The following is a 14,029-nucleotide window of genomic DNA, read 5'->3' as shown; positions in this document are numbered from 1 at the left end:
GCTTCGGATTCGCGCACCCTGCGGGTGCTGACGGCCAATATCCAGGCCGGCTCCAGCACCCGCCGTTACAGCGATTACGTCACGCGCAGCTGGTCGCATGCGTTGCCGCTGGGCAGCAAGCGCACCAGCCTGGACAGCATTGCCAAGCTGGCCGGCGAGCGCGACATTGTGGGCCTGCAGGAGGCCGACCCGGGCAGCCTGCGCTCGGGTTTTACCAACCAGACCCACTATCTGGCCGAGCGCGCCGGCTTCCATTACTGGAGCCACCAGCCCAACCGCCGCATGGGCGGGGTGGCCTCCAGCGCGAATGGTTTGCTCAGCAAGCTGGAACCGCTGGAAGTGCAGGACCACGCCCTGCCCGGCCGGATCGGCGGGCGCGGCATCCTGCTGGCCAAGTTCGGGCAGGGGCGCGAAGGCCTGGCGGTGGCGGTGGCGCATCTGTCGCTGGGCGCCAATTCGCGCATGGCGCAGCTGGCCTTCATCGCCGAGTTGCTGTCCGAGCATCCCAACGCGATGTTGATGGGCGATTTCAACTGCATGGCCGACCGGCCGGAAATGCAGGCGCTGTACCGGCACACGCGGTTGCAGCCGCCGAGCTGCGAAGTGCATACGTTTCCGAGCTGGCGTCCGGACCGGGCGATCGACCATATCCTGGTCAGCGACAGCCTCACCATCGAGCATATCGAAGCGATTCCCGCCGCGTTCTCCGACCATCTTGCGGTGGGCATGGATATCCGCGTGCCGCTGCAGCTGCTGCGCTAGCCACCAAGCAAAGTGGCTACGGGTTCGCACTGGCGGACTCGACCGATGACACCCCCTCGACACCGCCTGTGCGATAACGCAGGCGGTTTTTCGTTGGGAGCACAGCACGTGATACGCGTCATATGAGTGTGTCGGCATGAGTGCGGTTGAGCCGCAGCTGTTGCCGGTGCGCACCCTGCGCCCGGTATTCGTGCTGGCGGCCACGGTGGTGTGTACGTTTGCGTTGTTGGTGTCGTTGTTTCCGCTCGAAGCGGGCCGCGTGCTGCTGGACGCGCAGACCTGGGCCTCGCGCAATGTCGGCTGGTACTACCTGCTGGCGATGACGGTGTATCTGGTGTTTGTGCTTGGCGTGGCCTTGTCCAGCTACGGCAACATCAAGCTCGGCGCCGATCACGACGAACCGGAATTCAGCTATCTGTCCTGGGCCGGCATGTTGTTCGCCGCGGGCATCAGCATCACGCTGTTCTTCTTCTGCGTCTCCGAACCGCTCACCCATTACCTGCAACCGCCGCAGGGCGGCACCGGCAGCGGCGAAGCCTCTGCACGGCAGGCGATGCAGTTGCTGTTCCTGCATTGGGGATTGCACGGCTGGGGCGTGTTCGCGCTGGCAGCGATGGCGCTGGCGTATTTCGCATTCCGCCACAACCTGCCGCTGGCCCTGCGCTCGGCGCTGTATCCGCTGATCGGCAAGCGCATCAACGGGCCGATCGGCTACACGGTGGATGCGCTGGGCATCGTGGCCACCGTGTTCGGCCTGGGCGCGGACATGGGCTTTGGCGTGCTGCATCTCAACGCCGGCCTGAGCACCTTGATGGATGTGCCGCACACCCATTGGGTGCAGGTCGCGCTGATCGTGGCGATGATGGGCGCGGCGATCGTGGTGGCGGTGTCCGGCGTCGAGAAAGGCGTGCGCTGGATGTCGGACATCAACATGCTGCTGGCGATCGCGCTGCTGCTGTTCATGCTGTTCGCCGGCCCCACGCAGTATCTGCTCAACGCGCTGATCCAGAACCTGGGCGACTACCTGGGCAGTGTGGTCAACAAGAGTTTCGATGTGTACGCCTACGGCGGCCGCAGTGACTGGCTCGGCAACTGGACGGTGTTCTACTGGGCGTGGTGGATCGGCTGGGCGCCGTTCGTGGGCCTGTTCATCGCACGCATTTCGCGCGGCCGCACCATTCGCGAATTCGTGCTCGGCGTGTTGTTGATACCGCTCGGTTTCACCCTGGCGTGGCTGTCGATCTTCGGCAACAGCGCGCTGGACCAGTTACTGCATCACGGCCAGGGCGCGCTGGCGCAACAGGCCATCGATGCGCCGCAAACGGTGCTGTATTCGCTGTTGCAGGGCTACCCGTGGAGCCGCACGGTGATTACGGTGACGGTGGCGATCAGCTTCGTGTTCTTCGTCACCTCCGCCGATTCCGGCACGGTGGTGTTGTCCACGCTGTCCTCGCACGGCGGCGAGCCGCACGACGATGGCCCGCGCTGGCTGCGCGTGTTCTGGGGTGTGCTCACCGCGGTGGTGACCGGCGGCCTGCTGCTGGCCGGCAGCATGGACGCATTGAAATCGGCCGTGGTGCTGGCCTCGCTGCCGTTCTCTGCGGTGTTGCTGCTGATGGCCTGGGGCTTGTCGCGCGCGCTCAGCGAAGAATCGCAACGCAAGCGTGCGCAGCTCTACAGCCCCAGCCCGCTGATCGGGCAATCGCGGCATCACCGCGGCTGGCGTCAGCGCCTGGGCCAGGCGATGCATTTCCCGGCGCGCGATGAGGTCTATCGCTTCATGCACGACCAGGTGCGCCCGGCGATCGAAGCGGTCACCGCACAGCTGCAGGAAGAAGGCTGGCAGGTCAGCAGCCGGCTGGACGACGACGACATGGAAATCAGCGTCGACCATGGCGAGCAGCAGGGCTTCCGCTACCAGGTGGTGATGCGCGGCTACCTGACGCCGTCTTTCGCCGCGCAACGCCTGCGCAACCAACGCTATTACCGCGCCGAAGTGTATCTGTACGAAGGCAGCCAGGATTACGACATGGTCGGTTACAGCCGCGAGCAGATCATCAACGACATCATCGATCAATACGAGCGTCACCTGCAGTTCCTGCATCTCACTCGCTGAGGTGCCGCCGCTGCCGCGTGCGCCCCACAGGAGGTTTGTCATGCCACGTTTTCCCGACCAGTTGCTGTATATCGGTGGCCGCTATGTTCCCGCCCGCGGCGGCCACACCTTCGAGGTGGTCAACCCCGCCACCGGCGAGGTGCTGGCCAATGTGCACAACGCCGGTGCCGACGACCTGGATGCCGCGGTCGACAGCGCCACGGCCGGCCAGCAGCAATGGGCGGCACTGACCGCGGTGGAACGCTCGCGCATCCTGCTGCGTGCGGTGGCGTTGCTGCGCGAGCGCAACGATGCGCTGGCCGAGCTGGAAACGCTCAACACCGGCAAGCCGCTGAGCGAAACCCGCAGCGTGGACATCGTCACCGGCGCGGATGTGCTGGAGTACTACGCTGGCGTGGCGCAGGCACTGCAGGGCGCACAGGTGCCGCTGCGCGAAGGCAGCTTCTTCTATACGCGGCACGAGCCGCTCGGCGTGGTCGGCGCGATCGGCGCATGGAATTACCCGATCCAGATCGCGCTGTGGAAGGCCGCGCCCGCGTTGGCGGCCGGCAACGCAATGATCTTCAAACCCAGCGAAGTGACACCGCTGACCGCACTCAAGCTGGCCGAACTCTTCACCGAGGCCGGCCTGCCCGATGGCGTGTTCAACGTGCTGCCCGGCGACGGCGCCAGCGTGGGCACCGCGCTCACCGAACACCCGCAGATCGAAAAGATCAGCTTCACCGGTGGCACCGCGACCGGGCGCAAGGTGATGGCCAGTGCCTCGAGTTCGTCGCTGAAAGACGTGACCATGGAACTGGGCGGCAAGTCGCCCCTGATCGTCTGCGCCGACGCCGACCTGGATCTGGCCGCCGACATCGCGATGATGGCCAACTTCTACAGCTCCGGGCAGGTCTGCACCAACGGCACCCGCGTGTTCGTGCCGCGCGCGCTGCGCAACGCCTTCGAGGCGCGGCTGCTGGCACGCGTCCAACGCATCCACATCGGCGACCCGCTAGATGCGCGCACCACCTTTGGTCCGATGGTCAGCGCCGCGCACATGCAGCGCGTGCTGGACTACATCGAACAGGGCAAGGCCGAGGGGGCGCGCCTGCTGTGCGGTGGCGAACGTCTGCGCGATGGCGCGCTGGCACAAGGTTGCTATGTCGCACCGACCATCTTCAGCGACTGCACCGACGTGATGACCATCGTGCGCGAAGAGATCTTCGGACCGGTGCTGAGCCTGCTCACCTACGACGACGAAGACGAAGCGATCGCGCGCGCCAATGCCACCACCTACGGCCTGGCCGCAGGTGTGGTGACGCCCGACCTGGCGCGCGCGCATCGGCTGATCCATCGCTTGCAGGCGGGCATCTGCTGGATCAACACCTGGGGCGAGTCGCCGGCAGCGATGCCGGTGGGCGGCTACAAGCAATCCGGCGTGGGTCGCGAAAACGGCCTGGCCACGCTGCAGGCCTATACCCGCACCAAATCCATCCAGGTCGAACTGGAACGCTACGCGTCGGTGTTTTGACCGACCGACGCCACCTGGCAGGCCGGCGCCGGCGACACCGGCGAGCTGCGCGAGCTGAAGCCTGTAGACCGCGCCGCCATTTCGAACAAGAACAGCCGCCCACCGCGCAATCGTCTTGAAAGCCGCTTCACACCGGCACCGCAACAAGGAGAACCCCATGCAACGCGAATACGACTACATCATCATCGGCGCCGGCTCGGCAGGTAACGTGCTGGCCGCGCGCCTGACCGAAGATCCGGGCGTCAGCGTGTTGCTACTGGAAGCCGGCGGGCCGGATTACCGGCTGGATTTCCGCACCCAGATGCCGGCGGCGCTGGCGTTCCCGTTACAGGGCCGTCGCTACAACTGGGCCTACGAGACCGAGCCGGAGCCGCATATGGACAACCGGCGCATGGAATGCGGGCGCGGCAAGGGATTGGGCGGCTCGTCGTTGATCAACGGCATGTGCTACATCCGCGGCAATGCACTGGATTTCGATCATTGGGCCAAGCGGCCGGGCCTGGAAGACTGGAGCTACCGCGACGTGTTGCCATACTTCCGCAAGGCCGAGACACGCGACATCGGCGCCAACGATTATCACGGCGGCGAAGGCCCGGTCAGCGTGGCCACGCCGAAGAACGACAACAACGTGCTGTTCCATGCCATGGTCGACGCCGGCGTGCAGGCCGGTTACCCGCGCACCGACGATCTCAATGGCTATCAGCAGGAAGGCTTCGGGCCGATGGACCGCACGGTGACGCCGCAGGGGCGCCGCGCAAGCACCGCGCGCGGCTATCTGGACATGGCACGTCCGCGCGATGGCCTGCACATCGTCACCCACGCCACCACCGACCGCATCCTGTTTGCCGGCAAGCGCGCGATCGGCGTGCATTACCTGGTCGGCAACAGCAGCGAGGGCATCGACGCGCATGCGCGCCGCGAAGTGCTGGTGTGTGCTGGCGCAATTGCCTCGCCGCAGCTGCTGCAACGCTCCGGTGTCGGCGCGCCCGATCTATTGCGCGCACTCGACGTGCAACTAGTGCACGACCTGCCCGGCGTTGGCCAGAACCTGCAGGACCACCTGGAGGTCTACATCCAGTACGCCTGCACCAAGCCGGTGTCGCTGTATCCGGCGCTGCAATGGTGGAATCAACCCGCCATCGGTGCGCAGTGGTTGTTCGCCGCCACCGGCACCGGGGCCAGCAACCAGTTCGAGGCCGGCGGCTTCATCCGCACGCGCGAAGAATTCGACTGGCCCAACATCCAGTATCACTTCCTGCCGGTGGCAATCAATTACAACGGCAGCAATGCGGTGAAGGAGCACGGCTTCCAGGCGCATGTGGGCTCGATGCGCACCCCCAGCCGCGGGCGCGTGCATGCCAAGTCGCGCGACCCGCGCCAGCATCCGTCGATCCTGTTCAACTACCAGTCCACCGATCAGGACTGGCAGGAATTTCGCGATGCGATCCGCATCACCCGCGAGATCATCGCCCAGCCCGCACTGGATGCCTATCGTGGCCGTGAAATCAGCCCGAGCGCGGACTGCAAGACCGATGCCGAGCTGGATGCCTTCGTGCGCGCACGCGCAGAGACGGCGTATCACCCGTCCTGCTCCTGCGCGATGGGCACCGGTGACATGGCGGTGGTCGACGGACAGGGCCGCGTACACGGCATGGAGGGCCTGCGGGTGATCGATGCCTCGATCATGCCGCGCATCATCACCGGCAACCTCAACGCCACCACCATCATGATCGCCGAGAAGATCGCCGACCGCATGCGTGGCCGCACGCCACTGCCGCGCAGCACCGCCGACTACTACGTGGCCGGCGATGCACCTGTGCGCGGGTGATGCTAGAAAACGCAGTGCGCTACCCTGGGTCGAGTGCGCGGCGCCCTCAGCGCTCGCAGGATACGCCGCAAGTACGTCCTTGTAGGCTCGGTGGCGGCATCCATGCCGCCACACGGTCCCGCAATCGGCGAGGACACCGCACTAGAGAGTGGATCGGTGGTCGTGTGAAAAGCTGCTTGTTACTCGGATTGAATCGGGAAGCTGATCGGATGCGCCATTACCGAGCAGCGCACGTCGTGCATTGCTCGCAGCCATGCACACCGACCAACTCGACTGGTCCTTGCCCGCCCACCGTCGCGGGGCCTTACGCGGCATGGATACCGCGTAAGAGCCTACACGGACGTACTTGCGGCGTGTCCCGCGAGGGTGGGCGGGCAAGGGCCCTGCAGCCAAGCCGCAGATCAGCCGCCCTCCGCTTTACGACCGACCCGACCTGATGGACTAAAACTTCAAGTCGACCCGCGCATACCAGAAGCGCCCGCCGGGAATGTCGTAGGTGGAGGCGTCGTAGCCATTGAGTGAGCACGACAGGCAGAGCGGCGGGTCCTTGTCGAAGACGTTGTTCAAGCCGGCCGTGAGCTGCAGCCCCTTGAGCCAATCGACGCGATAACCCAGCTGTGCATCGTGGTAGGTGATCGCATCCAGGCGATTGGTGCCTGTGGCAGGATCGGAACACACCGCAAATTCCACCGCATCGCCGCATTGCTCGGTGAGTTTGGAGATGTGGCGCGCCGTCCACGATGCGGTCCAGTTGCCCAGCGACCAGTCCAGTACCGCGTTGCTGGTCCACTCGGGGATCGCGCTGTCCACCACTTCGATGCCCGGCCCCTGCGGCTGGCGCTGCCCTGCTGCACCGAGTGCCTCGTAGCGGCCCACGAAGGTGTTCTGCCAGGACAATTTGAAACGGCCAAGCGCCGTTTCCGGCAAGGTCCAGAACAGGTCTACATCCCAACCGTCGGTCTTGATCGAACCCAGATTGGTCAACCGGTTGTTGAACGCATTGATGCCGCCGGTGGAGGCGCGCCCGATGCCATTGCAATACAGCGCGTCCAGGGTATCCACGCACAGATCCAGCTGGGTTTGCGCATTGATCGCCTGGATCGCGCCATCGACATGATGGCGATAGAACGTCATCTCCAGGTCGAGGCGATCGGACCAGCTGGCATTGCTGGCAAAGCCAGGACTGAACACGAAGCCGGCACTGAAGCTGCGCGAACGTTCCGGATCCAGTTGCTCGTTGCCGCCGGTGGTGACCGAGATCTGCTGGTTGGCCTGTTGATAGCCGGCCGGTACGCCGAGCGATGCGCAGTTCGCGGCGCTGCCGCGCGGCGCGGTGCCGCCCAACCCGATCGAGCATGGATCGGACAGCTGCAGATCGGCGCGCGCGGCCGAACCGAACAGCTCGCCGATGGTCGGCGCACGGAAGCCCTCTGCATAACTGGTGCGCAGCACCAGCTCATCGGTGACCTGCCAACGCAAGCCGTACTTTGGCGTGAACTCACCACCGAAAGTGGAGTAATCCGAATAACGGCCAGCGATATTCAGGTCGAGTTTGTCGCCCAACGACGAATTGGCGAAGATCGGGATATTGAGTTCGAGATAGGCCTCGTTGACGTCGTAGCTGCCTGACGTCGGCAACGACGGCACACCGTTGTAGCGCCCCGCCACGGTGAGCGGATCGGGTTGGTAGGACCCTTCGTATTTGCGGTATTCGTAGCCGGTGGCGAACGACACCGCACCACCGGGCAGCTGGAACAGCTCGCTGCTCAGATTGGCGGTGAACAGGCTCAACTCGTTCTGGCTGCGGTCGCGCACCACCGGCTGGATCCAGCGCAACATCTCCGGCGTGATGCTGCCGGCGCCGCTGAAGATATCCAGTGGCACGCAGCCGGCCACCGCCGCGCACGCGGCCGGATCGCCCAGGCCAAGGTTGATGTTGTAGAGGTTGTAGCTGCCGTAGTTGGTTTGTTCGGCCTTGTTCTTGCTGTACATGCCGTTGATGTCCCAGAACCAGGTGCGCGCCGCACCTTCGAAGGTGCCCACCAGGCCGGTGCCGAAGTATTGCGTGTCGACCTGCTGCTCGAAACGGCGCGCCCCACCTTCCACCGGGCGGCGACCGATCTGGATCAGGTTGGTGGCCGAGTTCAACTCGAAGCCGAACGGATTGAACGGATTGAGCGCGGAAATCACGATGTTGTCGGCCAGCGGATTGCCGGTGCCGGCATCGGGGCCGAGAAAGATCGGCTCGGGCGCGGCCTGGTTGGTCGACTCGCGCCGGTTGCCCAGCGCCTTGACGTACCACTGCACGTCGTCGTTGAAGTAATAGCGGAATTGCGCGAACACGCCCTTGCGCTCGGACGGTGTCAGCAACAGGTTCTGTTCGGCAAAGTTGTAGCGGTCTGCGGTGCCGAAGCAGTGGTAGTCGTCGCTACGCGTACAGCCGGCGCTGCCATCGTATTGCGGCGTGCCGACGCCGGCATTGGGCGTGAGGTTCTGGCGCACGCCGGTGTTGGGGTCGACGAACTGGAAGCGACCATCGGGCGTTGCCGAGCTGGCAAAGGTCAACCCGGTGCCCGGGATCGGGAAGCGGGCCTGCGCGCGGTCGCGTGCGTAGATCGGATCCTGCTTGACGTAGCTGGCGCCCAGAAACAGGCTGAAATCCTCGCCACTGGTGCCCCAGGCCAGGTCCATGCCCTGGTTGGCGCCATCGCCCTTGCCGTATTGCCCATAGTTGAGCGTGACCTGCGCACCGTCGAAGCTGCGCCGGGTGATGATGTTGACCACGCCGGCGATCGCATCCGAGCCGTACAGCGACGAGGCGCCGTCTTCGAGCACCTCGATGCGCTCCACGATCGCCAACGGAATGGTGTTGAGATCGGTCGACGAGCCCACGCCGGAGGCCGAGGACTCGTTGACCCAGCGGATGCCATCGACCAGCACCAGCACGCGCTTGGAGCCGAGATGGCGCAGATCCACCTGCGCCGAGCCGGCGCCCACACCGCCGCCATCGGGCGGGAAGCCGAAGTTGCCGGACGAATTGAATTTGGCGTTGAGCGCCGAACCCGACGCGGTGAGTTCCTGCAGCACCTCGCCGATCGAGGTCAGGCCGGTGCGTTCGATGTCGGCGCGGTTGAGCGTCTGGATCGGCACCTGGCCCTGCAATTCTGCGGTCTTGATGCGGGTGCCGGTGACCTGCACGCTGTCGAGCGTGCGCGTACTCGGGGCGGCCTCGGGCTGTTGCGCCCAGGCGAGTGTGGGAACCAGACACAACGACAACTGCACGGCCAGGCATGACCGCGGGGAGCCAATCAGACGCTTCATCCTTTCTCTCTCCAGAAGGACTGCTAAGTGTCCGCACGCCCCCGTGCCCTGCGGTCCGCCCCAACTTTTAAACGAAACCTTAACGCCCCGCAAGCCAACCATGCAGGCAGTGAGAGACGCTTCCCATTGCGCGCCGGGCCGCAGACCAAGACCGCGCGCCAACGGGACGCATCTGCACCTTGCGGCGCAGGTCGCTGCCGACAGCGCTGGCGGGCGTCGATCCTGCACGTATTCACTCAGGCGCGCGGGCGCGCTTCGGTATCATCGCGCAATGACTTATGCCCCCCGTCTTGCCACTGTTTTCGTCGGCCTGCTGTGCCTTGGCAGCACCACGCTGCATGCCCAAAGCCTCGACCCGCAATTGACCGCCATGCGCGATGCCATCGCCGCCGCAGAGCGCGGCCAGTCCGATGCCGGTCAGCTCGGTGCCCTGAGCCGTCACCCGCTCTATGGCTGGCTGGAATTTGCCACGCTCAAGCGCAACATCGACAACGTCTCCAACACGCAGGCACAGGGATTTTTGCAGCGTTATGCAGGCCAGCCGGTGGCCGAAAGCTTCCGCAGCACCTGGTTGCCAGCGGTGGCGCGGCGCCAGGACTGGACCACGTTGCTGGCCAACTGGAAACCCACCGACAACGTCGGCCTGCGCTGTGCGCAGCTGACCGCGCGACAGGCAACCGGCAAGCTGGATGCGCAGTGGAGTCGCGATGCGTTGACGTTATGGCGCACCGGCAAGGGCCTGCCCGACGCCTGCGATCCGGTGGTCGCCGGGCTGGAGTCGCGCGGCGAGCTCACTCCGGCGCTGCGCTGGGAGCGCGTGGAGGCGGCCGCCGATGCACAACTGCCCGCAGTGATGCGCACGGCCGCACGCGGCCTGCCGGCAGCCGATCTGGCCCTGGCCAACGACTACGCCGCGTTTCTGGACAAGGTGCATCCACGTGCATCGAGCTGGCCCAGGACCGAGCGCAGCCGACGCATCGCAGTCGATGGCCTGGCCAAGCTGGCCAAGAGCGACCCGGATGCGGCCGAGCAGCAGTTGCCGCAGCTGGCCAGCGCGCTCGGCTTCAGCGAGGCGCAGCGCGGCCAGGTGCTGTACCAGATCGCGCTGTGGACGGTGGCGTCGTACCTGCCGGATTCGGCGCGTCGCCTCAATGCAGTGCCCGATGCCTCGTACGACGAGCGCCTGCACGAATGGCGTGCGCGCGAGGCGATGGCGCGCGGCGACTGGCCGGCCGCCTTGGCGGCGATCCGCAAGATGCCCGCCACCCAGCGTAGCGATTCGCGCTGGCAGTATTTCGAGGCGCGCTTGGCCGAGAAGACCGGCGCTGCCGCGGCCGCGCAGCCGCTGTATCGCGCAGCCGCGCAATCACCGACCTTCCACGGCTTCCTGGCCGCCGATCGTCTGCAGCAGCCTTATCGGCTGTGCCCGTGGGAGCCCAAGGACACCCCGCAGGCCAAGGCCGCCGTCGCGCGCGATCCGGCGTTGCTCCGTGCCATCGCCTTGTTCCAGATCGACCGCCCCGGTTGGGCCGTGGCCGAGTGGAACGATGCCGCAAGCCGCTTCGACGACACCCAGCGCCGGCTGGCGGTGCAGGTGGCCAGCGAGAATGGCTGGTTCGATCGCGCAGTGTTCGCGCTCGGCAAGCAGCCGGACGAACAACGCCTGTATGCATTGCGCTTTCCGCTGCATCACGACGACAGCATTCGCCGCGAAGCGGCCAAGAACGCGATCGACCCGGCCTGGGTGGCAGCGGAGATCCGTGCCGAAAGCATCTTTAATCCGCGCGCGCGCTCGCCTGCCAACGCGATGGGCCTGATGCAGGTATTGCCGGGCACCGGCGCGGCCGTGGCCAAGGGCATCGCCCTGCCCGGTTACGCGGGCGCCACCAGCCTGTACGAGCCGGACACCAACATCGCCATCGGCACCGCCTATCTGCGCCAGTTGCTCAATACCTACGGCCTGCCCTACCTCACCATCGCCGCCTACAACGCCGGCCCGGGGCCGACCGGGCGCTGGCAATCGCAACGGCCCAACTTCGAGCCGGACTTCTGGATCGAGACCATCAGCTACAAGGAAACCCGTGAGTACGTCGCGCGTGTGCTGGCTTTCAGCGTGATCTACGACTGGCGGCTCAACGGCGACATGCTGCCGCTGAGCGATCGCCTGATGGGCAAGCTGGTGGACAAGCGCCTGAAACCGGTGTGCACGCCAGGCCAGGCGACCAATAACGCGGCGCAGGACTGAGCTCCCAGTCAGCCGCCGAACATGGCGGCCGGATGAGGTGGTCGTGCTTGCGCGGTTGCGCGTGGTTGTCTTGGCCTGGGGCGCAAGCTAGGCGATGCCGCTCTGATACTTGCCTTTCGTTCGCTCCTAGGCTTGAAGCTCTGAGGCTTCAGGCTCTCAAGCTCTGAGGCTCTGGGGCTCTGGGGCTCTGGGGCAAATCAAGCGTTCCCGTCGCTGCGTTGTTTCGGTGCATCGAAGACTCGGGTCGTCGAGGGCGCGGTGCCCTCACCGCTTGCGGGACACGCCGTGAATCCGTCCGTGGAGGCTCGGTGGCGGCATCCGTGCCGCCACACGGTCCCGCAACCGGCAAGGGCACCGCACCAGGATGTTGGTCGGTAATCACGTGAAAGCAGCTTGTTGCACGACGTGCATTGGACGTTGTCCGTTGGGCCGGGCAAGTACATCACTATCCGAAATGCACATCACGCGCTGCTCTTACCCATGCGCAGCAGACGTCCCGACTGGTTGCCGCTCGACGTGCATCGCGCATTGAACCGGCGCATCGGCATCAAGCATTGCGCTTAGCTGTGCACACCGACCATCTCGACTGGTCCTTGCCCGCTCACCGTCGCGGGACCTTACGCGGCATGGATGCCGCGTAAGAGCCTACAGGGACGTACTTGCGGCGTGTCCCGCGAGGGTGGGCGGGCAAGGGCCCTGCAGCAAAACCACACATCACCCCGCTCTACAGCTGATCTATCCGCAAAGCCGTAGATCGTCCACTGTGCCCTACGACATGTCCGCGATGGTGGGCGGGCAAAGGCCCTGCAGCCAAGCCGTGGATCAGTCGCTCTACGACACACGCACCGCATCGGGCATCATGTCGCGATGAAGATCTATCTTGTTGGCGGCGCAGTCCGCGATGCCCTGCTTGGCCAGCCCGCTGGCGACCGCGACTGGGTGGTGGTCGGTGCCGATCAGGCGCAGATGGAACGCCTGGGCTTCAAACCGGTGGGGAAGGATTTCCCGGTGTTCCTGCATCCGCGCAGCGGTGAGGAATATGCGTTGGCGCGTACCGAGCGCAAGTCCGGGCGCGGCTATCGCGGCTTTGTGGTGGATGCCGATCCTTCGGTGACGCTGGAAGAGGATCTGCTGCGCCGCGACTTCACCATCAATGCGATCGCACGTGACGAGGACACTGGCGAGCTGTTCGATCCTTATGGCGGCGCGCGCGATCTGCAGGCGCGCGTGCTGCGGCACGTGGGGCCGGCCTTTATCGAAGATCCCGTGCGCGTATTGCGCGCTGCCCGCTTCATGGCACGCCTGGCACCGCTTGGTTTCACTGTCGCGCCAGAGACCGCAGCACTGATGCGCGAGATGGCCGCTAGCGGCGAGCTGGACAGCCTGGTGCCCGAACGTGTGTGGCAGGAATTGCGCCGCGTGCTGGAGAGTGCGCAGCCGTCGGCATTCCTGCGCACGCTGCACGACACCGATGCGCTGCGCGTCATCCTGCCCGAGATCGATGCGCTGTATGGCGTGCCGCAACGTGCCGAGTTTCATCCGGAGGTGGATACCGGCATTCACCAGGAAATGGTCAGCGACATGGCCGCGCGACTGGCGCCCGGCGACGCGCTGGTGGGCTTTGCCGCATTGACCCACGACCTGGGCAAGGCGCTCACGCCGGAGGAAGAATGGCCGCGCCACATCATGCACGAACAGCGCGGCGTTGCCCCGCTGCAGACATTGTGCGAGCGGCTCAAGGTGCCACAGGATTATCGCCAGCTCGCCATCACTGCCTGCCGCGAACACTTGAACGTGCATCGCCTGGCCGAACTGCGCGACCGCACCGTGCACGAGCTGCTGGTGCGCTGCGACGCGTTTCGCCGCCCCGAGCGCATCGCGCAACTCGCGCTGGTCTGCGAAGCCGACAAGCGTGGCCGGCTGGGCAGCGAAGACGCAGCATATCCGCAGGGCGAACAGCTCAAGCACCTGCACGCCGCTGCGCTGGCCATCAATGCGCGCGACCTGGCCGCACAAGGCCTGCAAGGCCCGCAGATCGGCGAGGCATTGGCGAAGGCGCGGATTGCGGCGATTGCGGCCGCAAGAAAGGCCGGCACGTAGCCGATGCATCGCGCATACCCTGTCGCTATTCGACAGGGATGTAGCCGTGCCAAGCAAAGCGTTGCTGCAGCGATACTGGCTGGCGAAAGATCCGCCGGCGACCGTCAGCGACTCATTGCAAACGCGAGTCGCCGCCATTGCAAC

7 protein-coding genes are annotated in these 14,029 nt (G+C 65.5%); 6 read left to right on the top strand and 1 reads right to left on the bottom strand.

The genetic code is table 11. From position 1 onward, the window contains the following. The first annotated feature begins 24 nt into the window (after positions 1 to 24). The 4 genes from ABQ039_RS03645 (at position 25) to betA (ending at position 6,219) form a co-directional block, all read left to right on the top strand. Positions 25 to 762, top strand: a complete 738-nt coding sequence (locus ABQ039_RS03645) for an endonuclease/exonuclease/phosphatase family protein (RefSeq protein ID WP_024940789.1) — start codon at positions 25 to 27, stop codon at positions 760 to 762. Between the two features lie 136 nt (positions 763 to 898). After that, positions 899 to 2,878 carry a choline BCCT transporter BetT gene (betT, locus tag ABQ039_RS03640; protein ID WP_184610253.1) on the top strand — a complete coding sequence of 660 codons (1,980 nt, stop codon included), beginning with the start codon at positions 899 to 901 and terminating at the stop codon, positions 2,876 to 2,878. 40 nt (positions 2,879 to 2,918) lie between these two features. Further along, positions 2,919 to 4,391 (top strand): betaine-aldehyde dehydrogenase, encoded by a 1,473-nt coding sequence (gene betB, locus ABQ039_RS03635; protein WP_184610251.1) that lies wholly within the window; start codon positions 2,919 to 2,921, stop codon positions 4,389 to 4,391. A gap of 157 nt (positions 4,392 to 4,548) precedes the next feature. After that, complete coding sequence (gene betA, locus ABQ039_RS03630; RefSeq protein WP_184610249.1) at positions 4,549 to 6,219, top strand: choline dehydrogenase; 1,671 nt, start codon at positions 4,549 to 4,551, stop codon at positions 6,217 to 6,219. A 441-nt stretch (positions 6,220 to 6,660) separates the two neighbouring features. On the opposite strand, the gene ABQ039_RS03625 is transcribed toward betA, so the two are convergent. Next, the gene (locus ABQ039_RS03625; protein ID WP_184610247.1) at positions 6,661 to 9,540 is read right to left on the bottom strand and encodes a TonB-dependent receptor; all 2,880 of its coding nucleotides are present in this window, start codon (positions 9,538 to 9,540) and stop codon (positions 6,661 to 6,663) included. A 271-nt stretch (positions 9,541 to 9,811) separates the two neighbouring features. Between ABQ039_RS03625 and ABQ039_RS03620 the strand changes: the two genes are divergently transcribed. Continuing rightward, the gene (locus ABQ039_RS03620; protein ID WP_104577096.1) at positions 9,812 to 11,785 is read left to right on the top strand and encodes a transglycosylase SLT domain-containing protein; all 1,974 of its coding nucleotides are present in this window, start codon (positions 9,812 to 9,814) and stop codon (positions 11,783 to 11,785) included. Positions 11,786 to 12,652: 867 nt separating this feature from the next. Continuing rightward, complete coding sequence (locus tag ABQ039_RS03615) at positions 12,653 to 13,885, top strand: multifunctional CCA addition/repair protein (RefSeq protein WP_184610245.1); 1,233 nt, start codon at positions 12,653 to 12,655, stop codon at positions 13,883 to 13,885. Positions 13,886 to 14,029 lie beyond the last annotated feature (144 nt).

It is taken from the genome of Xanthomonas sp. WHRI 6108, from assembly GCF_040202385.2.
Classification (GTDB): Bacteria; Pseudomonadota; Gammaproteobacteria; order Xanthomonadales; family Xanthomonadaceae; genus Xanthomonas; species Xanthomonas arboricola.
The sequence above is the reverse complement of the archived record's forward strand: the minus strand, read 5'-3'. Positions and strand labels throughout refer to the sequence as shown.

Excerpts from the sequence above, each read along its gene's own strand:
- ABQ039_RS03625 (WP_184610247.1), bottom strand. The coding sequence starts at position 9,540 with ATGAAGCGTCTGATTGGCTCCCCGCGGTCATGCCTGGCCGTGCAGTTG.
- ABQ039_RS03620 (WP_104577096.1), top strand. The coding sequence starts at position 9,812 with ATGACTTATGCCCCCCGTCTTGCCACTGTTTTCGTCGGCCTGCTGTGC.
- betB (WP_184610251.1), top strand. The coding sequence starts at position 2,919 with ATGCCACGTTTTCCCGACCAGTTGCTGTATATCGGTGGCCGCTATGTT.
- betA (WP_184610249.1), top strand. The coding sequence starts at position 4,549 with ATGCAACGCGAATACGACTACATCATCATCGGCGCCGGCTCGGCAGGT.
- betT (WP_184610253.1), top strand. The coding sequence starts at position 899 with ATGAGTGCGGTTGAGCCGCAGCTGTTGCCGGTGCGCACCCTGCGCCCG.
- ABQ039_RS03615 (WP_184610245.1), top strand. The coding sequence starts at position 12,653 with ATGAAGATCTATCTTGTTGGCGGCGCAGTCCGCGATGCCCTGCTTGGC.